This window comes from Actinoplanes lutulentus (genome assembly GCF_003259845.1).
In the GTDB taxonomy this organism is placed as follows: domain Bacteria; phylum Actinomycetota; class Actinomycetes; order Mycobacteriales; family Micromonosporaceae; genus Actinoplanes; species Actinoplanes lutulentus.
The window spans coordinates 448,328-470,620 of the sequence record NZ_QLMJ01000002.1 but is presented as its reverse complement, the minus strand read 5'-3'; the positions used below and the strand labels follow the sequence as shown (position 1 = coordinate 470,620).

Here is a 22,293-nt window from a genome sequence, read left to right as displayed (position 1 = left end):
AACCCTCCTATTGAACAAATGAGACGAGAGAAGAAGGACCAGCCCACGGAACCGCCGACGGCAGTTCACCGGTCTCGGCGACCTCCCGGACCACCTCGTCGATGCCGGGCAGCACGCACCCACCACCGTCCGGATGCGGCGCCAGCCACCGCGACGCGATCTCCACCGGCGGCGCGGACCCGACGATCGCTGCGGCCACGGTCGTGAAGGCTTCGGTACGGTCCAGCGGCACCAGCAACGGCACCGCCGGATCGGCACGGTGGTCGAGCAGGTTGCCGAGGAGCCCGGCCCGGCCCGGCACCTCGCGGAACGTGTCCTCGCCGGGCAGCCGCAAGCGGTCTGTCGGATATTCCAGGGCTGCCCCGCCGACCCGGATCTCCCCGGCCAGGAAGACCGCCGACGCGAGCGTGACGGCCGCCGTGATCCGCCGCCCGTCCACCCCGGTGACCCGCAGGAACGTGGTGTCGTCGGTCTCGATGTTCCGGGTCCGGTACCGGGCCACCTCGGCCTGCGCCGGCCGGAATCCGGGACCGGCCAGGACGAGCGCCTGCATCAGCGCGTGCGCGAACGGGTTGACCAGCGCGCCGTCGAAGACGGGCCGGCCGCCGACGGATCGCCGACCGGCCCACGGCGCCCGGGAGTAATAGGTGTCCGGCCGCCACCAGGCGCCGAAGACCCCGATCGGGCCGTTCGGCTCGGCGTCGACCAGAGATCGCAGGGCCGCCGATCCGAGCGCCTGGAACCCGACCTGGCAGAGCCGCCCGCTCTCGGCGACCGCCGCCGACAGCCGGCGATGCTCGGCCAGTGACATCACCGGCGGTTTCTCCAGGAGCAGGTCGGCGCCGGCCTCCAGACAGGAGAGGGCGATCGGCAGGTGGGTGTGCGGCGGCGTACAGATGATCACGACGTCCGGGCGCACCTCGGCGAGCATCACCTCGTGGTCGGTGAAGAACGGAACGCCAGGCAGAAGGTCGGACACGACCGGCTGCCGATCGCAGAGCGCGGCCACCGAAACACATCCGGAGAGTGACAAGGCATGCAGAACCCGCTGATGCGAGATGCCGTGCCCACCCGCTCCGATCAGCGCCACCCGGGGAAGGCTCACGCGAAAGCCTCCCGGACGGTCGCCGCGGCGCCGTACCGCTCCAGCGACGTGTACCAGCGGATCACCTCGCGCCGCACGACGTCGTCGCCGGCCAGCGCGGGCGGGAACAACTCCAGGAGCGCACCCACCACGCCGTCCGGGGTGTCCGGCGCGGCGGCGAGCGCCTCCCGGATCCGCTCGGCCAGCGGGTCGTCGAGTGGCAAGGTCGCGCCGCTGTCGGCGTACCCACGCGCGAAGCGCATCCACGCGGCCAGGAACAGCGCCGCCCAGGGTGAGTGGGCACCCAGATCGCGCAGGTGGTGGATGGTGCCGAGCAGGCGATGTGGCAGTTTCTGGGTGCCGTCCATGGCGACCTGGAGGTTGCGATGCCCGAGTTCGCGGTTGGCGAAGCGGACCAGGACGGTCTCGCCGTAACCGGAAACGGTCACGCCGGGCGGCGGGGTGACGGTGAGCGCGACCTCGTCGGCGAGGAAGCGCCGCAGCAGCTCGGGCATGCCCGGAAGTTCCAGTGAGTCGGCGATCAGGGGAAGCCCGGCGAGCGCGCCGAGGTACGCGAGAGCCGAGTGCACGGCGTTGAGAGCACGCAGTTTGAGCGTCTCCCACGGCGTGACGTCATCGGTGAGGATCGCTCCGGCCGCCGCCCAGTCAGGGCGCCCACCAGGGAACCGATCCTCGATGACCCACTGGGTGAAGGGTTCCGCCACCACCGGGACCGCGTCGTCGGCGCCGAGTGCGAGCGCCGCACGCCGGCGATGATCGGCGCTGGTCGCGGGCACGATCCGGTCGACCATGGTGGCCGGGAACGCGACGTCGTCCGGCAGTTCCGCGCCCGCCACCGCGAGGGCGCGGGTGACCATGTCCCGGATCCGGGGGCCGTTGTTCTGCAGGTTGTCGCAGCAGAGCACGGTGAGCGGACCGGCACCGGCGGCCCGGCGCGCGAGCAGCCCCCGGGCCAGCAGGGCGGGCACCGAGACCGGCGGCGCGTGCCCGGTGAGCTGTGCCCGGAAGTGGCCATCGTCGAGGATCCGGTACGCCTTCTCGGTCACGGTCATCGACACGATCCGGATGCCCGGATCGGCGATCGCCGCGACGACGCCGTACGGGTCACCGGCGGCGTGACCGAGCCCGGCGAGGATGCCGATCGCCCGGGCCTCGTCGGCCGGACCGCCCGCGGTGAGCACGCTGTAGAGCCGGTCCTGCTCGCGTAACTGGTCGAGGATCTCCCGGGACCGGGGCGCGATGCCGACGATCCCCCAGTTACCGCCGGACGCGGCGACCGCCGCCTCGGTGTAGACGGCCTGGTGCGCCCGGTGAAACGCGCCGAGTCCGAGATGGACGATGCCGGGGCGGACCTCGCCGGGGCGTACCAGAGGGCGGTTCGCGATCGGCAGCGAGTCGAGGGCGGAGAGCCCGAGCCGGGTGGTCACCGTCATGCCGGCCGGTCCAGCCGGAAGACTCGCTTCGGCAGGTGATAGGCGAGATCCGCGATCGTCTCGGCGGCCTCGTCCAGCGGCAGCCGGCCCTCCGCCACCAGGCGCGCCAGGAATCCGGCGTCGACCCGGCGGGCCACGTCGTGCCGGGCCGGGATCGAGCAGAACGCCCGGGTGTCGTCGGCGAACCCGGCCGTGTTGTAGAAACCGGCCGTCTCGGTGACCGCCTCGCGGAACCGGCGCAGACCCTCGGGACTGTCCAGGAACCACCAGGGTGCGCCGAGGTAGAGCGCCGGATAAACGCCGGCGAGCGGCGCGAGCTCGCGGGTGAACGTGGTCTCGTCGAGCGTGTAGAGCACGATCCGCAGCCGGGGGTCGTCACCGTACGCGTCCAGGAGCGGCCGGAGACCGCGCACGTACTCGGTGGCCGACGGGATGTCGCCGCCCACGTCACGGCCGTGCCGGTGATGCAGCGACAGCGAGTGGTTGCGCACCGAACCCGGATGCAGCTGCATGACCAGGCCGTCGTCCAGCGACATCCGGGCGAACTCGACGAGCATGTGCGCGCGGAAGGCCTCGGCGTCCCGGGCGTCGGCGCCGCCGCCGAGCGCCTTGCGGTACAGGACGGCGGCCTCGCCGTCGTCGAGCACGAGGGTGGCGGCGGTGGGGTGGCCGTGGTCGGAGCTGGTGGCGCCGGCCGCGATGAAGCGCTCGCGGCGGGAACGCAGGGCGGCGAGGAAGCCGGAGTAGGTGCCCACGTCGGTTCCGGTCAGCTCGCCGAGGGCGGCGACCCGGTTCTGCCAGCCGGCCCATTCGGGGTCGACGAGGTCGTCGGGGCGGAAGGTGGTGATGACTCGGGAGCCCCAGCCGTCGGCGGCGAGTTTGGCGTGCGAGGTGAGTTCGTCGAGGGGGCTTTCGGTGGTGGCGAGGACTTCGATGTTGAACCGGGTGAACAGTGCCCGGGGCCGGAATTCGGGCTGGTTCAGTTTGCCCGATATTTCGTCATAAATGGCGTCCGCCGTGACTTCACTGAGCGTGGAATCGACGCCAAAAACCTCCGAGAACACCTTCTCCGTCCACAATCTCGACGGCGTCCCCCGGAACAACTTCCAATTGGCCGCCAGCAATCTCCAGATCGCCCGCCCGTCGGTCTCCACCTCCGACCCGTCAACACTCGGCACCCCGAGCCGGCTCTGCGGAATCCCCTGACTGGCGAGCATCCGGGTCACATAGTGATCCGGCACCACGAACAACCGGGCCGGATCAGGAAACGGGGTGTCGTCGGCGAGCAGAGCGGGGTCGACATGGCCGTGCGGGCTGATCAATGGCAGATCCTTGGCGAGTTCATACAGCTCACCGGCGATCTGTCGCTGCGTCGGGTCGGAGGGAAAGAGATGGGTCACCTGATCTCCTCAAGATCCAGGACGTCCTTCACGCGTACCGCGGTGCCGGTCCGCAGCGACTCGTTGGCAGCGAGTCCGGTGAGCAGGGCACGGGCGCCGTCCTTCTCGGTGGCGCCCCGGCCGAGTGGATCCTGCCGATCTTCAAAGGACAAAAGATCATCAAGCATCCGTACGTCGGCACCGCCGTGACCGCCCCGGGAATACCCCTCGACGGTCACCTCCCGTGGCGGCGCCCAGTACGGACGGACCAGCAGACGCGCTGATCCCCGCTCCGCCGTGGCGGCCGCACCCGGCTCGCCCTTGACCGCGCCGGCCGCCGAAGGCGCGACGTGGTCACTCTCCACCACCTCGAGTTCGAGGCGTCCCTTGCTGCCGTTGACCATGAGCCGGTACCCCTCCCACGGCGCGTACGCCGTCAGGTGGTAGCTCATCGAAGCGCCACCGGAGTATCGGACCAGCACTGCCATATCGTCCTCGATGGATACGCCCGGTGCGAAGACATTCTGGTCGCGGTGGTATCCGTCGTGGTGTTCGGCGTCGAGGTAGAGCGCCTTGAGAGCGGGCTCTTCCTGCAGCTTCAAAGCAAAAGGATCATCGGCTGCGTCGGCCGCACCATGGGCTCGGTCATAGTCCCGCGCGTACCCGTGCTTGCGCCCCTGATCCCCGTAGAAGAACAACCTCCCGGCCGCGAACACCTCCGACGGCGAGTCGTCCAGCCACCAGTTGACCAGGTCGAAGTGGTGGCTGGCCTTGTGCACGAGCAGTCCGCCGGAGTTCGCCTTGTCGCGGTGCCAGCGCCGGAAGTAGTCGGCGCCGTGGCGTACGTCGAGCAGCCACTCGAAGTGCACCGAGCCGATCTCACCGATCTCACCGCTGGAGAGGATGCGTTTCACGGCCTCGTGCAGCGGGTTGTAGCGATAGTTGAACGTGACTTTGACCTTTTTGCCAGATCGAGCCCGCGCGTCGAGGATCCGCCGGCACCCCGCCGCATCCACCGTCATCGGCTTCTCCGTGATGGCGTCACACCCGGCTTCCAGCGCCGTCACGATGTAGTCGTCGTGATATCGATCCACCGTCGTGACCAGGGCGACGTCCACCCGCTCCCGCTTGAGCATCTCGGCGAAATCGGCGGCGTCGTAAGCAGCCACCGGTGAAGCGAGGCGGGCGTTGTGTACCGCGATCCGGGCCGGATTCGTGTCGGCCAGGGCGACCAGCTCGGCCACGTCCGCGTGGTCGGTGGTGAGCGCCCTGACGAAGAGTCCGGCCCGGGCGCCGGCGCCGACGAGGGCGTACCGCCGACGGGGTGCGTGGGTCATTCCGAGCCTCCATCAACAGCAAACGTTTGCAACAGATTAGGGAAGAGACCACGACAGAAGTCAATGTCTTGGGAAAATCGTCCACATTTATCCCACTTTCATAACGCCACGGAAACAAGATCGACATAGACAGGGGTTGACACGTCCGCAACCGTTTGCATCAATTGCTCTCACTGAGAGACCGGGGTCACATCGATGCCGGCCTCTCACAGGCAAACCGAGGAGGGCACCGTGGCCGTGACGATCCGGGACGTAGCACGAGCGTCCGGAGTGCACATCTCCACGGTGTCGCGCACCTTCTCCGCGCCGCATCTGGTCAACCCCGAGACCCGCTCCCGGGTGCTGGCCACCGCGGAGCAGCTCGGTTACCGCCCCAACCGGGCGGCCCGGGCGCTGATCACCGGACGTACCCACAACATCGGCCTGATCGTGGCCGATATAGCCAACCCGTTCTTCCCGCCGCTGATCAAGGCGGCCGAGACACATGCCCGGCGACGCGACTACCACGTGTTCGTCGCCGACACCGATGAAGACCCGATCGTCGAGGCCGACCTGGTCCAGGCCCTGGCGAAACAGGTCGACGGGATCCTGCTCTGCAGCCCCCGGATGAGCGACGACCAGATCGAGCAGCTCCGTCGTGAGGTGCCGCTGGTCGTCATCAACCGCATGATCACCGGCTTGCCCGCGGTGGTGATGGATGTCGGTCAGGGCGCCCGGTCCGCCGTGCGTCACCTGCTCGACCTGGGGCACCGCCACCTGGTCTACCTGTCCGGGCCACGTGGCTCCTGGACCAATCAGAAAATCCGCCAGGCAGCCGGGGCCACCGCCCGGGCGGCCGGCGCGGAGCTCACCGTCCTCGGCCCGCACCAGCCGGTCTCCGCGGCCGGCGCCGCGGCCGCCGAGGCCGTGCTCGCCACCGGCGCCACCGCCGTGCTCGCCTACAACGACCTGATGGCGATCGGCCTGCTCCAGGCACTGCAGGACCGTGACATCGCGGTGCCCGGTCAGGTCAGCGTCGTCGGTATCGACGACATCGCGGCAAGCGAACTGGTCCGTCCCCAGCTCACCACGGTGGCGAACCCGACCGCGGCCGCCGGACGGGCCGCCGTCGACATGCTGCTCCAGCAGGGCGACGACGGCTCCACCGGACAGATCAATCTGCACACCGACCTGGTCATCCGCAACTCCACCGGCCCGGGACCCTTCCTGCCGGCCGGTGCGACCACCGCTGAGGTCGCCGCATACGTCAAGGAGTGACGACAAGCCATGACCGCAACACACCCGCCCCGCCGCAGATTTCTGCGCACTCTTGTAGCCGGCATGCTCGCCCTTCCCCTGGTCCTCGGCGCCTGTGGCGGCGACGACTCGGGCGACGACGGCAAGACCGAGCTGAGCTTCTTCTGGTGGGGAGGCGAGGCCCGGGCCGAACTTACCGAGAAGGCTCTCGCTCTCTACACCGCCAAGCACCCGGACGTCACGTTCAAGAAGACGTGGCAGGCCAACCAGGGTTACTTCGACAAGCTGGCCACGCTCACGGCCGGCGACGACGCCCCGGACATCTTCCAGATCGACGACAACTTCCTCGCCGAGTACGCGACCCGCAACGTGACGCTCGACCTCACGTCGTACCAGACAGCAGGCACGCTGGACACCTCGAAGTTCCCCGAGGGCCTGTGGAAGTACGGCGTGGTCGACGGCAAGCTCGCGGGTGTCGCCTTCGGTGAGAACACCCAGGGCCTCGTCTTCAACAAGTCCAAATTGGACGCCGCCAAGCAGCCTCTTCCGGAGACCGGGATGAGCTGGGAGGACTTCATCGCCTGGGCCGGCAAGGCGGGCGCCGCCACGAAACTCGCCGGCACGATGGACCCGAGCGCCGACTACAAGGCGTTCTGGGTGTGGCTGCGCCAGCAGGGCAAGGAGATGTACAACGGCAACGAGCTCGGCTTCACCCAGGCCGACGTGCAGGCGTGGTTCGAGCTGTGGAAGGGCGCCCGCGACGCGAAGGCCACCCCGACCGCCGACGTGATCCACGAGGGCAACGCCACCGACATCACCAAGCAGCTCGTGGTGACGAACAAGGCGCTCACCTCATGGGTGTGGGCCAACCAGATGCCCGAACTGCAGAAGAACACACAGGACGAGCTCGGTCTGGTCGCGTACCCGGGTGATGCCAGCAAGCAGTGGCCGCGCGCCTCGATGTACTTCTCGGTCTTCCGCGGCAGCGAGCACAAGGACATCGCGGTCGACGTGATCAACTTCCTGGCGAACGACCCGGAGGCCGGCAAGCTGCTCGGCACCGACCGGGGCCTGCCGTCGAACACCGAGATCCGCGCGGCGGTCGCCGCCTCCACCGACAACGCGTCGATGAAGCAGACCATCGCGACCATCGACGAGCTGTCCAAGAACTACGGTCCGTCGCCGTCCGTGCCGCCGCGAGGCCACAGCACGGTCCGCAGCGAGCTGATCAAGGCAGCCGAGGAGGCCCAGTACGGTCGCGCCACCCCGGCCAAGGCCGCCGAGCAGTTCTTCGCCGCCAGCCAGGCGGCAGTCAGCCGGTGAGTCCCGTGGCAGTAACCCAGGCGCCGCCGTCGCCAGCGCCGCCGCCCGCCGGTCCCGCCGCCACCCGGCGGCGGGGCCGGCCCGCCCGGCCCAAGACCGACGGCGTGGCCGGATATGTCTTCCTCTCCCCCTGGCTGCTCGGTTTCGCCGCCATCACGGCGATCCCGATGCTCATGTCGCTCTACCTCAGCTTCACCAACTACGACGTGCTCAGCGACTGGTCGGCGACCGAGTGGGTCGGGCTGGACAACTACCGCCAGATGATGACCGAGGACCCCTCGTTCTGGCACGCGGTACGCGTAACCATCACGTTCGCCCTGGTCGCGACCCCGCTCAAACTGGCCGCGGCCCTCGGCGTGGCCCTGCTGCTGAACCGCTCGTTCCGCGCCGGCGGCCTGTTCCGGGGCCTGTTCTACCTGCCGTCCCTGCTCGGCGGCAGCGTGGCGGTCGCGATCGTCTGGGTCAGCATGTTCAACCAGGACGGCGCGTTCAACTCGTTCCTCGGCTGGTTCGGCATCACCGGCAAGGCCTGGGTCAACGACCCGGACTACGCGCTCGGCACGCTGATCCTGCTGGCCGTCTGGCAGTTCGGCGCCCCGATGGTGATCTTCCTGGCCGGTCTGAAGCAGGTGCCGGCCGAGCTCTACGAAGCGGCGTCGGTGGACGGCGCCGGCCCGGTGCGGCAGTTCTTCAACGTGACGCTGCCGATCCTGTCGCCGGTCATCTTTTTCAACCTGGTCCTCGAAACGATCAACGGGTTCCAGGGCTTCACCTCGGCGTTCGTACTCTCCGGCGGCACCGGCGGCCCGGTCGACTCGACGCTGATGTACACGCTGCACCTCTACAACAAGGGCTTCACCGAGTACCAGATGGGCTACGCGTCCGCGATGGCCTGGGTCTTCCTGCTCTCGATCGGCCTGGTCACCGCGCTCATCTTCCGCACCGGCAAATTCTGGGTGCACTACTCGGACGGGGAGGACTGATGACTCTCAGAGCACGACCCTTTGTTCTCGTCCTGCTCACCGCGATCGTGCTCTACCCGTTGGTCTGGATGCTCGGCAGCGCGTTCAAGTCGCCGCAGGAGGTCCTGAACAACATGTCGGCATGGCCGCGGGAGTTCACCCCGGGCAACTTCATCGACGGGTGGAACCACTTCGACGTGGCGTTCGGCCGGTTCTTCCTGAACAGCGCCATGGTCGCGGGACTCACCGTCGTCGCGAACTGCATCTCGTGCCTGCTTGCCGCGTACGCGTTCGCCCGCCTGCGGTTCCGGCTGCGCGGCTTCTGGTTCGCCATCATGATCGGGACGCTGCTGCTGCCCGGCCACGTGCTGATCGTCCCGCAGTTCGTCATGTTCAAGACGTTCGGCTGGGTCGGCGGCGACTGGCCCTATGCCCCGCTGATCGTCCCGCAACTGCTCGCCACCGAGGCGTTCTTCGTCTTCCTCATGGTCCAGTTCATGCGAGGCGTACCCAAGGAACTCGACGACGCCGCCAAGATCGACGGCTGCACGGCGTACGGCGTCTTCCGGCACGTGATCCTGCCGCTGTCCCGCCCGGCACTGGTCTCCACCGCGATCTTCTCGTTCATCTGGACCTGGAACGACTTCTTCCGCCAGCTTGTGTACCTCTCCGACCTGGAGAAATACACCGCCCCGGTAGCGCTGACCCTCTTCATCGACTCCACCGGCCAATCAGCGGTGGGCCCGATGTTCGCGATGTCGGTGCTCTCCCTGGCCCCGGTCTTCCTGTTCTTCGTGGCCTTCCAGCGCATGCTCGTCGAAGGCATCAACACCTCCGGCCTCAAGGGATGAGAACCGCCGAGGAGGACCAAGCGCCACCACGCCCGGACTGGCGGGACCGTTTCACCCTCGGCACCGACATCGCACTGATCGGAATCGTCACCACGGTCTTCGCGCTGCCGGTACTCACCGCACCGGCAGCGCTGGCGGCCGGTTCCGCGGCCGTCCATCACCGGTACCGCCAGAACACCCTGCCCCCGATCCGCCCCCTGCTGCGACAGTTCCGCGAAGGCCTGCTCCGAGGCCTTCCGGTCCTGCTCATAGCCCTTTTCCTACTCCTGGACCTGACCGCGGTGGCACGACGCTGGGTCCCCGGCGGCCCCGTGCTCCTCATCGCCACCGCAGCGGCAACAGCCTGGCTGGCCGGCATAGCAGGCCTATCCCTGACCGCCCTCGGACGTGATCCAAACCAGTCATGGCGCACCGCGGCCCGCTGGTCCTGGACCCACCCCGCAGCAACCGGCGCCATCACCACGACCGCCGCGATAGCCCTCTTCCTGGCTCTCTCGGTCCCGGCGACGATCCCCCTGATCATCGGCTTCCAACTCTTCGCCGCCCACATGATCAGCGATCGCCTGACCTGAGCCGGCCGCCGCGCGAGGCCGTTCCATCCCGGCCCCGCGCGGCGGCTCCCCCTTTTCACCAGCCATCGTGGATACGCCCGACGAGCCCCACAACCGCAAGCGACGCCGCACCGAATGCTCCGCCCCTGACGCCCGTCCCCCCGGCGCACCTCGCCGCCGTCCCCGGCGTCCCCTCACGCTCACCCCGCCCCCGGCTCGCGCTTACGGTCGCCCCCAGCCCCGTCCGGCGACCACAAGCGCAAGCCAGAACGTCACCCCGATCCGGCTCGTGCTCGTGGTCGTTCCCGGCACAAGCCGGCGACCACGAGCACAAGCCGGACTGGTGGTTAGTGGCGCAGGGAGATGTCGGTCCAGGTCAGGCGGTGGTCGGAGGTGGGGTAGCCGCCCACCGCGGACCACTCCGGGCTGTACACGCCGGTAAGGCGGGACAACGGGTCGGACTGGACCGGCCAGAAGACGCCGGTTCCGGTGACCTTGAGGCCGCGGCGCGGGAGCACGTAGTCGGCGCGCAGGTTGCCCGGCGCAGTGTCCGCGAAGTCGGCAGTGTCGGTGCGGGGGTCGCCCTCGTGCGTGGCATTCGCGCCGCCCTGCAACACCGACGCCTCGGCCGCGCCGGCCGACGACGGCGCGCGCCGCGCGTTGATCAGCGGGTGGTCGACCAGTTGGTGGATCGCGTCGTCGTAGGAGTCGCCGTCGAACGGATCCGCGTTCTGGTCCCCGGCGATCACGAAGGCCGCGCCCGGCGTGAGGCCGCCCCGGTGGCCCTTGTCGTCGTAGATGTACCGGGCGCTCCGCACGTAGTCCGCCCAGAAGCGGATCTCGTCGTGGTTGCGCCGGCCGTTGCGGTCCTCCGGGCCGTCGAACGTCGGCGGCGTCGGGTGCGAGACCAGGAAGTGCACGGTCCTGCCGTTTGCCCGGATCGGCACGTCCCAGTGGCTCTTCGAGGAGAGCCGCAGGACTGCCTGCTCCTCCGGCGAGTAGAAGTCCGCCGGGATCAGGTTGCCCGGCATGTCCTTCCACTTGAAGAGCTGGAAGGTCCGCACGTCACGGGTCGAGATCGGGTACTTCGAGTACACGACCATCCCGTACTGGCCGGGGAAGACCCCGTACCCGAACGAGTCGTCGCCGTACGACCCGTCGCCTGGCGTGGTGTCCGTGACGCCGTTGTTGTTCAGGTCGAAGCCCGACGGGATGCCGGTGTTCGACGGGGCGACATAGCGGTATTTGTAGGTGATCGCCGGTGCGCCGTTCTGCGACTTCTCCAGGAAGTTCGCGGCGAACAGGCGGGCCGCCTCGGGGTCGTAGTCGAACTCGTTGATCAGCACGACGTCGGGCGCGGCCCGCTGGATCACCTCGGCCACGTTGCGCGCCTGCCGGCGGTAGACGTCGTCGACGCCCGGGTTCGCCAGGTGTTCGCGGAGCAGCCCCTCGGCCGGCCTGTTCAGCGAGAGGTTGTACGTCGCGAACCGGATGTCGTCATGCCGCCCGCCGGCCTGAGCCAGGCTCGGCGCAGCGGTCAGAACCGCCGCGGTGATCACCGCGGCCGCCAGAAGTCTTCTCATCGCACCATCCGATCGCCGGAGTGTTAACCCTCCATACCGGACGGTGGAACATCAGGGCAACCTCACGCGCCCCGGCGGTGTTCGAAGATCAGGTAGGTCTCGGTGCCGGCGACCAGGCGGGTGCTGCTGAGCCGCTCGGTGATCACCGTACGGAGGTCGTCGACGTCGGCGGCGGCCACGTGCAGCAGGAAGTCGTAGGAGCCGGAGACGAAGTAGACGTCCCGGACGGCCGGGATCCCGGCCAGCGACTCGGCGAACTTGCCGATGCCGTCGCGGGCGTCGGAGCGGATCCGGACCGCGATCATCGCCTGGATGGGGCGGCCGACCCAGGCCGGGTCGACGTCGGCGTGGAAGCCGCGGATCGCGCCGATCTCGCGCAACCGGCGAACCCGGGTGAGGCAGGTCGACGGGGCGATGCCCACCCGGTCGGCGAGGGCGTTGTTCGGCATCCGGCCGTCGGCGGTCAGCAGGCTCAGAAGCTCCAGATCGACGTTGTCGAGGCCTCGAACATCCTTCGGAAGATCGGTCACCGGAGCGGCTCGGCGCGCAGAATCTGCATCCCGTCCGTTACGAACAGAATCATCTTCGCTCGTCTTGCCTGCCTACTGCACATCGTTCCACTCTATCGCCAGAGGACAACGAGGTCGAAAGGACGAACCCCATGCGCATCGGCGTACCGAAAGAGGTCAAGAACCACGAGTACCGGGTGGCCATCACCCCGGCCGGCGTGGTCGAGGCGGTACGGCATGGGCACGAGGTTCTGATCCAGGCCGGCGCCGGCATCGGATCCGCGATCACCGACGAGGACTACCTCACCGCCGGGGCGTCCATCGCGCCGGACGCGGACGCCGTCTGGGACGCCGCCGACATGATCCTCAAGGTGAAGGAGCCGATCGCCTCCGAGTACCACCGCCTGCGGGCCGGCCAGGTCCTCTTCACCTACCTGCACCTCGCCGCCGACGCCGAGGGCACGAAGGCGCTGCTGGAGAGCGGGACCACCGCGATCGCGTACGAGACGGTGCAGCTCGCCGACGGTTCGCTGCCGCTGCTCGCCCCGATGTCCGAGGTCGCCGGGCGGCTCGCACCGCAGGTCGGGGCGTACAGCCTGATGAGCAACAGCGGTGGCCGCGGCGTCCTCCCCGGTGGCGTGCCCGGCGTGACCCCGGCCAAGGTCACTGTGATCGGCGGCGGCGTCTCCGGGGTGAACGCGGCGACCATCGCGCTCGGCCTCGGCGCCGACGTGACCGTCCTCGACCTGAGCATCCCGCGGCTGCGGCAGATCGACGCGCAGTTCGGCGGGCGGGTCAAGACGCTGGTGTCGAGCTCGCTGTCGATCGAGCAGTCGGTGATCGAGGCCGACCTGGTGATCGGCGCGGTGCTGGTGCCCGGCGCGAAGGCGCCGACCCTGGTCAGCAACGACCTGGTCAAGCGAATGAAGCCGGGTTCGGTACTTGTCGACATCGCCATCGACCAGGGCGGCTGCTTCGAGGACTCGCGGCCGACGACGCACGAGGCGCCGGTGTACCGCGTTCACGAGTCGGTCTTCTACTGCGTCGCGAACATGCCGGGCGCGGTGCCGAACACCTCGACGTACGCGCTGACGAACGCCACCCTGCCGTACGTGCTGCGGCTCGCCGACCTCGGCTGGAAGGACGCCCTGCGCGCGGACCCGGCCCTGGCGCTCGGCCTCAACGCCCACGAGGGAGTGCTGACCAACGAGTCGGTCGGCACCGCCCTCGGCCTCCCGACCGAGACGGTCGCGAGCACCCTGGCCTGATCCACCCTCCCCCACGCGCCCTCCGCTGCTCCCCCAGCGCGAGGGCGCGCCCCGTTTCCGGGGCTTTGGTCGTCAGCCGGAGACCGGCAGGGCGGACGCCTGGGCGTCACTCACGGCGGAGAAGTGCCGGCCCTCGTGCTTGCGGGTCTCGACCTCGCCGATGAAGTCATCGGGCTGAATCCGCGGCGGCAGAGCACCGAACCGCGCCTTGCGCTGAGCGTCGACTGTTTCCTCGTCCACCTGGCTCGCGTCATCCATGTGCTGATTATGCGCCGGTGCGGCATCTTGAAATCGACCTTGGACCCGCGTCTTTTCTGTTAGGAAAGTTTGCTTTATATTTCTGTCACACCCATCAATTGATGTTCATCATTGGAGGAGTGACATGCGCAAGTTGCTCGCCCTGCTCGCGGTCGCCATCGTCGGCGCCGCCGGATCTCTGCTGGCGGCATCCCCGGCAGCAGCGCACGGGTACGTCTCCTCGCCGCCCAGTCGTCAGGCGCTCTGCGCGCAGGGCGTCATGTCGTGCGGGCAGATCAAGTACGAACCGCAGAGTGTCGAAGGCCCGAAAGGCCTGAAGACCTGCAACGCGAACGTGGCCGGGTTCGCCGAGCTCAACGACGACAGCCGGGGCTGGCCGGCCACCAGTGTGAGCACGTCACAGACGTTCACCTGGGTCAACACGGCGCGGCACGCGACGGCGAACTGGGAGTACTGGATCGGGAACACCCGGGTCGCGTCGTTCGGCGGCAACAACCAGCAGCCGCCGGCCACGCTGTCGCACACGGTGAACCTGAGCGGGTTCTCCGGACGTCAGAAGATCCTCGCCGTCTGGAACATCTCGGACACCACCAACGCGTTCTACTCGTGCATCGACGTCAACATCGGCGGCAGCGGCGGTGGCGGGACCACTCCGCCGCCCACCGGCAGCTGCGGCGGGGTCGCGGCGTGGACGAGCTCGACCGTGTACGTCGGCGGGAACTTCGCCACCCACAACGGCCGCAAGTGGAAGGCGTCCTGGTGGACGCAGGGCGAGACCCCGGGCGCGGCAGCCGTCTGGGTCGACCAGGGCCCCTGCTGATCTTTCCTACATGACAGAGGGCCGCGCGATGCGCGGCCCTCTGTCAGTCAGCTCAGAACGCGGCGAGAACGGAGCCCTGGTACTTGTCCTCGATGAACTTCTTCACCTCGGCCGAGTGCAGCAGCTTCTCCAGCTTGACGATCTTCTCGCTGGTCTCGTCACCGGTACGCACCACCACCAGGTTCGCGTACGGGTTGTCGTCACCCGCCTCCAGCGCGAGCGCGTCGGTCGACGGCTTGAGGCCGGTCTCGATCGCGTAGTTGCCGTTGATCACCGAGATCGCGGTGTCCTCCAGGCTACGCGGCAGCTGCGCGGCTTCGAGGGCCTTGAACTGCAGGTTCTTCGGGTTCGCCGTGATGTCCTTCTCGGTGGCCTTGACGCCGACGCCGTCCTTCAGCGTGAGCAGGCCGTTCTTGGCGAGCAGGCTCAGGGCACGGCCCGAGTTCGACGGGTCGTTCGGGATCGCGACGACGCCGCCATCCGGGACGTCAGCGATCGTCTTCACGGTCTTGGAGTACACGCCGAGGGGCTCGATGTGCACCGGCTTGAGCGCGGTGAACGTGTAGCCCTTCGCGGCGACCTCCTCCTCCAGGTACGGGATGTGCTGGAAGTAGTTCGCGTCGATCTGCTTCTCGCTGAGGGCGACGTTCGGCTGGATGTAGTCGTTGAACTCGACGATCTCCAGCTTGAGGCCCTCGGCGGCGGCGAGGTTGTCGGCGACGTACTTCAGGATCTCGCCGTGCGGGACCGGACTGACGCCGATCTTGAGGGTGTCGCCCGCTGCTGCGGAGTCGTCGGATGAACCGCACGCGGCCAGCCCGAGGACGAGGGAACCGGCGGCGAGGAGAGCGGCCAAGCGGCGCATGATCAATTGCCTTCCTGAATCAACGGTGCGAGAGCCGGCGGACGAGGACGTCGCCCACCATCTGGACAAGCTGGACGAAGACCACCAGCGCCACCACCGTGGCGATCATGACTTCGGTCTCGAAGCGCTGGTAGCCGTACCGGATCGCAAGGTCACCGAGGCCACCGCCGCCGACCGTGCCGGCCATCGCGGAGTACCCGATGATCGCGATCACGGTGATCGTCAGGCCGGCGATGAGGGCGGGCAGCGCCTCGCGGAGCAGCACCTTGCCGACGATCTGGCGGCGGGTGGCGCCCATCGCGACACTCGCCGCGACCACGTCGGCGGGCACCTCACGCAGGGCCGCCTCGACGATCCGGGCAAAGAACGGGATGGCGCCGACGGTCAGCGGGACGATCGCCGCGTCGGTGCCGATGGTGGTGCCGACGACCGCCCGGGTGAACGGGATGATCGCCACGAGCAGGATGATGAACGGCAGCGACCGGCCGACGTTGACGATCAGGCCGAGCACGGCGTTGACCGGCCGCGCGGCGAGCAGGCCACCAGAGTCGGTGAGCACCAGCAGCACCCCGACGAGCAGGCCGCCGACCGCGGTGAGCAGCGCGGAGACGCCGACCATCCAGGCGGTCTCCTGGAATCCGACGGCGAGCAGCTCGAAGACTTCATCCCAGGTCATGACGCGACCCCCACCTGTGCGCCGGATTTGCGCAGGAAGTCCGCCGCATCCTCGGAGGCAGCAGTGGGGACAGCGATGCGCCAGCGGCCGGCCCGGGTGGCGGCCAGCGTTTCGACGTGACCGGCGAGGATCCGCACATCGGTGTCGAAGCGCCGTGCGACCTCGGCGAGCAGCGGCTTGTCCGCGTCGTCGCCGCTCACCGTCACGTCGAGCACCGCCGACCCGTCCACCGACGACGGCCCGTCGAGGGGGAACAGGTCACGAGCCAGCTCGGAATCGCGGCGCAGCAGGTCGGCGACCCGCCCGGACTCGACGAACTTCCCGTCCCGCATCACCGCGGCCGACGTGCAGATCCGTTTCACCACGGTCATCTCGTGGGTGATCAGCAGGATGGTGAGGCCGAGCCGCCGGTTCAGATCGAGCAGCAGGCGCAGGATCGAGTCGGTGGTCTCCGGGTCGAGCGCGGACGTCGCCTCGTCGGAGAGCAGAACCTTCGGCCGCGCGGCGAGCGCGCGAGCGATACCCACCCGCTGCTTCTGCCCACCGGACAACTGCGAGGGGTACGCGTCAGCACGCCCACTGAGCCCGACAAGTTCGAGTAGTTCCGCCACCCGTGCCCGGCGCTCGGCCCGCGGCGCGCCGGTGACCTCCAGTGCGAACGCGACGTTGCCCGCCACGGTCCGCGACGAGAGCAGCGCGAAGTGCTGGTGGATCATCCCGATGCCGTGCCGGGCGATCCGCAGCCGCTTGCCGCCGAGCGCGGTCAGCTCGACGCCGTCGACCGCGACGGTCCCGGTGTCGGGCCGCTCCAGCATGTTGACGCAGCGCAGCAGCGTGCTCTTGCCGGCGCCGCTCTGCCCGAGTACGCCGTAGACCTCGCCTTCGCCGACGGTCAGGTCGACGTTGTCGACAGCATTGACGGATTGCTTTCTGGAGCGGTACGTCTTGCGAAGCCCGCGGATTTCTATCACGTAAAACACCCTGGTCAGCCGATGTGACGCGCGTCGCAAAACATACTCAATCGATGGGTTTTGCACCGCGGCCAACCGTAGCGTTCAGGTTGCTGTGAATCCAATTGGTGTAACGACCCTCACGGCAACCGCCACTTTCACCGTCGCTGGGCTGCCTCGTGCACCAGAATGGCGATCTGCACCCGGTTGGCGCACGCGAGCTTTTCCAGCAGGCGGGACACGTACGCCTTCACGGTGGCGATGCTCATGTGCAGATCACGGCTGATCTCCGCGTTCGACGCCCCGGTGGCGACCGCCTGGGCGACGTCGCGCTCCCGCTCGGAGAGCCGGTCCAGTGGGCTCGGCCGCCGGTCAGCGGCCGGGTCCGGGGTACGGCCGATCGCGTGCGAGATCAACCGAGGCACCACCGACGGGGCGAGGATGGACTCGCCGGCCGCGGCCCGGCGCACCGCCGTCAGGATCTCGGTGGGCGCGATGTCCTTGAGCAGGAAACCGTTGGCGCCCAGCCGCAATGCCCCGAGCAGGTGCTCGTCGGTGTCGAACGTCGTCAGCACCACGATCGCGGGCAGCGGCCCGTCGCGGCGCAGCTCGGCCGTGGCGGCCAGGCCGTCCATCCGCGGCATCCGGATGTCCATCAGCACGACGTCCGGCCGCAGCTCCCGGGCCGCCGCGACCGCTTCGGCCCCGTCGCCGGCCTCGCCCACCACCCGCAGGTCCGGCCCGGCGCCCAGGACCAGGGTCAGGCCGACCCGCACGAGCGGGTCGTCATCGGCGATCAGCACCCGGATCAGCTCGGCCATGGCAGCCACGCTTCCAGATAGAAGGCCGCGCCGGTGAACGGGTCGGCCCGGACACCGTGGCGCAGCCGGCCGCCGATCAGCTCGACACGCTCGGTCAGGCCGACCAGCCCGGCGTGCGCACCGGGCACGGCGGTTTTCTGGCCGGGCGTCAGCGGGTTCGCGATGAGGACGTGCAGCTCGTCGTCGCCGGATCGCTCCAGGAGCAGGCGCACCGGCGCGGCCGGCGCGTGTTTGCCGGCATTGGTGAGGCCCTCCTGAACCAGGCGGTAGACCGTGCGGCCCAGCGACGCGGAGACGGGCGTCCCGTTGAGGTGGTCGACGGCCTCGACGCGTACCCCAGCGGTCTCGGCCTCGGTGAGAAGGTCGCTGAGCCGGCTCAGGTCGGGTTGCGGCCGCAGGCCGCCGTCGGGCTCGCCCACGGTCTCCCCGGCGCGCAGCACCCCGAGGATCTCGCGCAGGTCCTCGAGGGCGTGGTGGGCGCTGTCGCGGATCGTCGCGGCCGCTTTCGCCACCTCGTCGGCGGTGAGGTCGGGGCGGATCTGGAGGGCGCCGGCGTGCAGGCTCACCATCGAGATCCGGTGGGCGAGGGAGTCGTGCATCTCCCGGGCGATCCGCTCGCGCTCCAGCGAGCGCAGCCGGTCGGCGCGCAGCCGGGCCTGCTCCTCGGCCTGCTCGGCGCGGTGACGCAGCGACTCGATCAGCTCGAACCGGGAACGCACCGCCACCGCGACCGCCACCGCCACGACGAGCAGCGCCGAGGTGAGCAGGACCTCCGCGACCGGCGGCAGGGTCGGATCGGGGCGGCGCCACCCGTAGAGGGCGGCGGTGAACACGCTCAGCACGATCGTCACGGCGAGCGCCCGGGTCCGCCGCTGGATGACCAGGGTGTAGAGAGCGGCCACCCCGGCGTAGGCCGCCGTGTCGGTGATCGCGGCGATCGGCATCAGGAAGAGCGCCACGGCGAACGGGTGATGACGCCGCCACCAGAGCGCGAGCGAGCCGGCGCAGCCGAGCAGGAGCACCCAGAAGGTCTCCTCGCCGTGGATCCGGCCGGTCGACTCGGCCTCGCCGGCGAGCAGCATCGCGCAGAAGCAGGAGATCAGGATGGCGGCGACGTCGACCGCCCGGTCCTTGGCGTTGGGCTCCGTGGCGATGGGGTCCTTGGCGTTGGGCTCCTTGGCGTCTCTCATCGGCGGACCAGGGGACGCCAGAACTGCTTGTCGCCGTCGTCGCGGACCGTGTATCCCAGTTTCTGCAGCGTCTCGCGCAGCTCACCGGCCTCGGTGCCGGCTTTCTTGCGCAGCGCGACGGCACGCGCCGACAGCACCGCCTCGGCCTCGATCGGCAGACGGCCGGACTCCGGCTCCCACCGGGAGTAGAGCTCGCCGAACGGGTCGGTGTCGTGCCACGGGTAACCATGGTCGCGGAACGCCTGCCCCATCGCGGCCTTGCTCGCGCCGGGCTCGCCGTGGAACATCCGCCGCGAGTCGGGGTCGAGCATGATCAGCAGGTCACGCTCCGGGTAGAGCGCGCCGATGTCGATGCGCGCGAAGGTGCGCCGGTCGCCCGCGGTCAGCAGCTCGACCACGTCGTCGGCGACCGTGATCCGGGTGACGCGCCGCAGGATCTCGGCGGTGACCAGCAGCCCGAGGACGCCGAAGATCACCGCCTGCACGGCGAGCTGCCAGCCGCCGCCGACGCCGGCAACAGCTTTCACCACGAAGCCGAACGGCAGGGCGATCCCGAGGCCCACCAGCCATCGGGCGAGAGGCGGCAGGACCAGGGCGAGCAGAACGCCGACCGTCACCGGGCCGAGCACGATCAGTGCCCGGTCGAGCCGGGAGAGGCTGAGGACGGTCGGTTCGCTGCTCACGAGATAGACGCTAAGCCCTGCGGAAAGGCCGGGCCAGACGACCAAAGTCGGCCGTCCGCGACTTTGGTCTATCCCGAGCCGACCCCGCCCGGATCCGGCACCGCCAGCGCGATCGTCAGCGCCAGCACCCACTCCGGCTCCTTCAACCGGTCGCCGTAGAGCTCCCGCAGCCGCGCCATGCGATACCGCACCGTCTGCGGGTGCACGAACAGCTCCGCCGCCACGTCCTCGCGCCGGCCGTGGTGCAGCAGCCAGCTGCGCAGCGTCTCCAGCAGTTTCGCCGCGGCCGCGCCCTTCTCCCCCGCCAGCGGCGCCAGCGCGCGGGCCCGCAGGTCGGCGAGCGCACCCTGGTCAGCGGTCACCACCACGCTGGCCAGGTGATCCTCGGTGTCGAGCACGCCCGGGGCACTGCTGCGGCAGAGCTCGTGCACCCGGATCACCCGGGCCACCGAGGTCTGCGCCTCCAGCCACGGGCGGGCCGGCCCGATGGTCGCGCTGTGCCCGGTCAGCAGCCGGAACAGCGTCGGCCGGGACGCGCCCTGCGGGTCGGGGACCAGCAGCACCGTCATCCCGGGCACCTCCGGCACCGCGTCGGCGAGCTGAAGCGTCCGCCGATCCAGAAGGTCTATCACCCAGCGCGCCGCGCGCTCCGGCAGCATGATCGCGGTGAGCGTCTGCGGCGGCGTCCACTCGGCCTGCTCGGCGCGCGTCTGCAGGACGTGCGCCGGCTCGCCGGCCACCAGGGCCTGTGCCAGCTCCTGGAGGTGCCGCAGCCGGATCCGCCCGGTCGCGGCCAGCTCGTCGGCGTGCCCGGCCACGCTCGCCGCGGAGAGCTCGTCGATGTAGGCGAAGACCAGCTCGGCGAAGTCGGCGATGGTCGAGGCCGGCTGCCCGGTGCCGACACTGATCGCGGCCAGCTCACGCCAGGAGACCCGCGCGCCAACCCGATAGGCCGCCAGCAGGGCGTCCAGGCTGCGGCCCGATCGGGCCTCACCCCTTCCCAATGCGTACGCCCCGTCGAGCGCCGATTGCAGCGGAGTTCCCGGATCGGCCCCGGGACGCGACACGAGCTTGAAGAATGTGCCGAGGGCCGCCTGCACGGCCCGCTCGATCTTGTGCCCGAGTTCGCCGGCGAACGCCTCGGCGTACGCCGGCACCTCCATGGTGATGGCCGCGATCGTCTGCACTGCCACTTCGGGCAGCCCGTGCAGCAGCGGAGCGACGACTTCCTCGGGAAGCCGGTAGGACCGCACGTCGCGTAATGGCTCTCGCACACGAGCTCCTCTCGTTTACAGTCCGACCCTTGTTCCCGTCGAACAATTATGCGGCCTCGGATTCACTTCCCCAGGTCATGCTTTCGCCCGGCCGAGCCAGCAGTCTTGTACACGTGCCAGTTACACAGACATTGCGCAACGGAGCGTGGCGTGTCGTCGAGCTGATCACCACACCGGTGGTGCCTGCTGATTACCTCGACGTCATCGCGCCGCTCCGCAATCCCAACGTCCTGCGCGCCCGGATCGAGGCGGTTCGCCCGGAGACGGAGAACTCCGTCACGCTCGAACTGCGCCCAGGTCGCAACTGGCAGCCGCACCAGCCCGGACAATACGTCCGCCTCGGCGTGGACGTCGACGGCGTGCGGCTCTGGCGTGCGTACTCGGTGAGCAGCGCGGCCGGCCGTGCCGACGGCAAGTTCACGGTGACGGTCAACGCCGTCCAGGACGGTGTCGTCAGCTCGTACCTTCTCCGGAACGCCCGGCGCGGGATGCTTCTCGCGCTCGACCTGCCGGCCGGCGACTTCCTGCTGCCGGGACAGCGGCCGGCCAAGGCCCTCTTCCTGACCGCGGGCAGCGGCATCACCCCGGTCATGGGGATGCTGCGCAGCGCGATCCACGAGCTTCCCGACGTGGTGGTGGTCCACTCCGCGCGTACCGAAGAGGATGTTGTCTTCGGGCGTGAGCTGCGCGAGCTGAGCGAGCAGGGCAAGATCCGCCTGATCGAGCGGCACACCCGCGCCGACGGCCGGATCAAGGCGGCTGACCTGGCCGACCTGGTGCCCGACCTGTTCGAGCGGGAGACCTGGGCCTGCGGCCCGGGCGAGATGCTCGACGCGCTCACCGAGCACTGGACGGACGCGGGCGCCGAGGAGCTGCTGCACGTCGAGCGCTTCCGGCCGACCGTGCTGGTGGCCGGCGACGGTGGCACTGTCGCCTTCGAACGTTCCGGGACGGTCGCCGACGCTCCCGGCGGTGTCTCGATCCTCGACGCCGGCGAGTCCGCCGGCCAGCTGATGCAGTCCGGCTGCCGGATGGGCATCTGCTTCAAGTGTGTGCTGCCGCTGCGCGAGGGCATCGTCCGCGACATGCGCGACGGATCGTTGACCACCGCGACCGAGCTCGACGAACCCATCCTCATCCAGACGTGTATCTCGGCCGCCGCCGGGCCGTGCCGTCTGGACGCCTGACATTCAGCTCCGCCTCCCTGAGAAACAGAGGA

The 22,293-nt window shown here is 69.3% G+C and carries 22 protein-coding genes; 8 read left to right on the top strand and 14 right to left on the bottom strand.

Annotated elements, in window-relative coordinates; all coding sequences use genetic code 11:
- Positions 1-7: 7 nt before the first annotated feature.
- Genes B0I29_RS05565 through B0I29_RS05550 form a run of 4 tightly spaced genes read right to left on the bottom strand, consistent with a single transcriptional unit; the run spans position 8 to position 5,254 of the window.
- Positions 8-1,105, bottom strand: coding sequence for a Gfo/Idh/MocA family protein (locus B0I29_RS05565; protein WP_111647746.1), 1,098 nt, complete (start codon positions 1,103-1,105; stop codon positions 8-10).
- Positions 1,102-2,538 carry a mannitol dehydrogenase family protein gene (locus B0I29_RS05560; protein ID WP_111647745.1) on the bottom strand — a complete coding sequence of 479 codons (1,437 nt, stop codon included), beginning with the start codon at positions 2,536-2,538 and terminating at the stop codon, positions 1,102-1,104. The genes B0I29_RS05565 and B0I29_RS05560 overlap by 4 nt, the downstream gene beginning before the upstream one ends.
- Positions 2,535-3,938: a glucuronate isomerase gene (uxaC, locus tag B0I29_RS05555; RefSeq protein ID WP_111647744.1), complete on the bottom strand. Its 1,404-nt coding sequence runs from the start codon at positions 3,936-3,938 to the stop codon at positions 2,535-2,537. Before uxaC ends, B0I29_RS05560 begins: the two co-directional genes overlap by 4 nt.
- Positions 3,935-5,254, bottom strand: coding sequence for a Gfo/Idh/MocA family protein (locus B0I29_RS05550; RefSeq protein WP_111647743.1), 1,320 nt, complete (start codon positions 5,252-5,254; stop codon positions 3,935-3,937). Before B0I29_RS05550 ends, uxaC begins: the two co-directional genes overlap by 4 nt.
- Before the next feature lie 231 nt (positions 5,255-5,485).
- Here B0I29_RS05550 and B0I29_RS05545 point away from each other — a divergent pair, with 231 nt between their 5' ends.
- From B0I29_RS05545 to B0I29_RS05525, 5 genes are read left to right on the top strand one after another with little or no spacing between them, the layout of a single operon-like run.
- A complete protein-coding gene (locus B0I29_RS05545; protein ID WP_111648020.1) occupies positions 5,486-6,511 on the top strand; it encodes a LacI family DNA-binding transcriptional regulator in 1,026 nt (341 codons plus the stop codon).
- A 9-nt stretch (positions 6,512-6,520) separates the two neighbouring features.
- Positions 6,521-7,813 (top strand): ABC transporter substrate-binding protein, encoded by a 1,293-nt coding sequence (locus B0I29_RS05540; RefSeq protein ID WP_111647742.1) that lies wholly within the window; start codon positions 6,521-6,523, stop codon positions 7,811-7,813.
- A gap of 5 nt (positions 7,814-7,818) precedes the next feature.
- Entirely contained in the window at positions 7,819-8,796 is a 978-nt protein-coding gene (locus B0I29_RS05535; protein ID WP_111648019.1) for a carbohydrate ABC transporter permease, read from the top strand.
- Positions 8,796-9,626, top strand: coding sequence for a carbohydrate ABC transporter permease (locus B0I29_RS05530; RefSeq protein ID WP_111647741.1), 831 nt, complete (start codon positions 8,796-8,798; stop codon positions 9,624-9,626). Before B0I29_RS05535 ends, B0I29_RS05530 begins: the two co-directional genes overlap by 1 nt.
- On the top strand, positions 9,623-10,198 hold the full coding sequence (locus tag B0I29_RS05525; RefSeq protein WP_111647740.1) for a hypothetical protein: 576 nt from the start codon (positions 9,623-9,625) through the stop codon (positions 10,196-10,198). Before B0I29_RS05530 ends, B0I29_RS05525 begins: the two co-directional genes overlap by 4 nt.
- A 326-nt stretch (positions 10,199-10,524) precedes the next feature.
- Here B0I29_RS05525 and B0I29_RS05520 read toward each other — a convergent pair whose 3' ends face one another.
- Both B0I29_RS05520 and B0I29_RS05515 read right to left on the bottom strand, forming a co-directional pair.
- The gene (locus B0I29_RS05520) at positions 10,525-11,760 is read right to left on the bottom strand and encodes an endonuclease/exonuclease/phosphatase family protein (RefSeq protein WP_111647739.1); all 1,236 of its coding nucleotides are present in this window, start codon (positions 11,758-11,760) and stop codon (positions 10,525-10,527) included.
- Between the two features lie 62 nt (positions 11,761-11,822).
- The gene (locus tag B0I29_RS05515) at positions 11,823-12,290 is read right to left on the bottom strand and encodes an Lrp/AsnC family transcriptional regulator (protein WP_111647738.1); all 468 of its coding nucleotides are present in this window, start codon (positions 12,288-12,290) and stop codon (positions 11,823-11,825) included.
- A gap of 131 nt (positions 12,291-12,421) precedes the next feature.
- On the opposite strand from B0I29_RS05515, the gene ald reads away from it, so the two are divergent.
- The gene (ald, locus tag B0I29_RS05510; protein ID WP_111647737.1) at positions 12,422-13,537 is read left to right on the top strand and encodes an alanine dehydrogenase; all 1,116 of its coding nucleotides are present in this window, start codon (positions 12,422-12,424) and stop codon (positions 13,535-13,537) included.
- A gap of 72 nt (positions 13,538-13,609) precedes the next feature.
- Here ald and B0I29_RS05505 read toward each other — a convergent pair whose 3' ends face one another.
- Entirely contained in the window at positions 13,610-13,795 is a 186-nt protein-coding gene (locus B0I29_RS05505) for a hypothetical protein (protein ID WP_111647736.1), read from the bottom strand.
- 124 nt (positions 13,796-13,919) lie between these two features.
- Here B0I29_RS05505 and B0I29_RS05500 point away from each other — a divergent pair, with 124 nt between their 5' ends.
- A complete protein-coding gene (locus B0I29_RS05500) occupies positions 13,920-14,615 on the top strand; it encodes a lytic polysaccharide monooxygenase (protein ID WP_111647735.1) in 696 nt (231 codons plus the stop codon).
- 52 nt (positions 14,616-14,667) lie between these two features.
- Here the strand turns inward: B0I29_RS05500 and B0I29_RS05495 are convergent, their stop codons facing one another.
- From B0I29_RS05495 to B0I29_RS47385, 7 genes are all read right to left on the bottom strand, one after another.
- Positions 14,668-15,480 (bottom strand): MetQ/NlpA family ABC transporter substrate-binding protein, encoded by an 813-nt coding sequence (locus B0I29_RS05495; protein WP_111648018.1) that lies wholly within the window; start codon positions 15,478-15,480, stop codon positions 14,668-14,670.
- Positions 15,481-15,499: 19 nt separating this feature from the next.
- Positions 15,500-16,156 carry a methionine ABC transporter permease gene (locus tag B0I29_RS05490; protein ID WP_111647734.1) on the bottom strand — a complete coding sequence of 219 codons (657 nt, stop codon included), beginning with the start codon at positions 16,154-16,156 and terminating at the stop codon, positions 15,500-15,502.
- Positions 16,153-17,127 carry a methionine ABC transporter ATP-binding protein gene (locus B0I29_RS05485; protein WP_111648017.1) on the bottom strand — a complete coding sequence of 325 codons (975 nt, stop codon included), beginning with the start codon at positions 17,125-17,127 and terminating at the stop codon, positions 16,153-16,155. Before B0I29_RS05485 ends, B0I29_RS05490 begins: the two co-directional genes overlap by 4 nt.
- Positions 17,128-17,264: 137 nt before the next feature.
- Positions 17,265-17,927 (bottom strand): response regulator, encoded by a 663-nt coding sequence (locus B0I29_RS05480; RefSeq protein ID WP_111647733.1) that lies wholly within the window; start codon positions 17,925-17,927, stop codon positions 17,265-17,267.
- On the bottom strand, positions 17,915-19,117 hold the full coding sequence (locus B0I29_RS05475) for a sensor histidine kinase (protein WP_111647732.1): 1,203 nt from the start codon (positions 19,115-19,117) through the stop codon (positions 17,915-17,917). Before B0I29_RS05475 ends, B0I29_RS05480 begins: the two co-directional genes overlap by 13 nt.
- Entirely contained in the window at positions 19,114-19,800 is a 687-nt protein-coding gene (locus B0I29_RS05470) for a YqeB family protein (RefSeq protein ID WP_111647731.1), read from the bottom strand. The genes B0I29_RS05475 and B0I29_RS05470 overlap by 4 nt, the downstream gene beginning before the upstream one ends.
- 68 nt (positions 19,801-19,868) lie before the next feature.
- Complete coding sequence (locus tag B0I29_RS47385) at positions 19,869-21,074, bottom strand: PucR family transcriptional regulator (protein ID WP_111647730.1); 1,206 nt, start codon at positions 21,072-21,074, stop codon at positions 19,869-19,871.
- Positions 21,075-21,151: 77 nt separating this feature from the next.
- Between B0I29_RS47385 and B0I29_RS05460 the strand changes: the two genes are divergently transcribed.
- Positions 21,152-22,261 carry a ferredoxin reductase gene (locus B0I29_RS05460; RefSeq protein WP_111647729.1) on the top strand — a complete coding sequence of 370 codons (1,110 nt, stop codon included), beginning with the start codon at positions 21,152-21,154 and terminating at the stop codon, positions 22,259-22,261.
- The last annotated feature ends 32 nt before the right edge of the window (positions 22,262-22,293 follow it).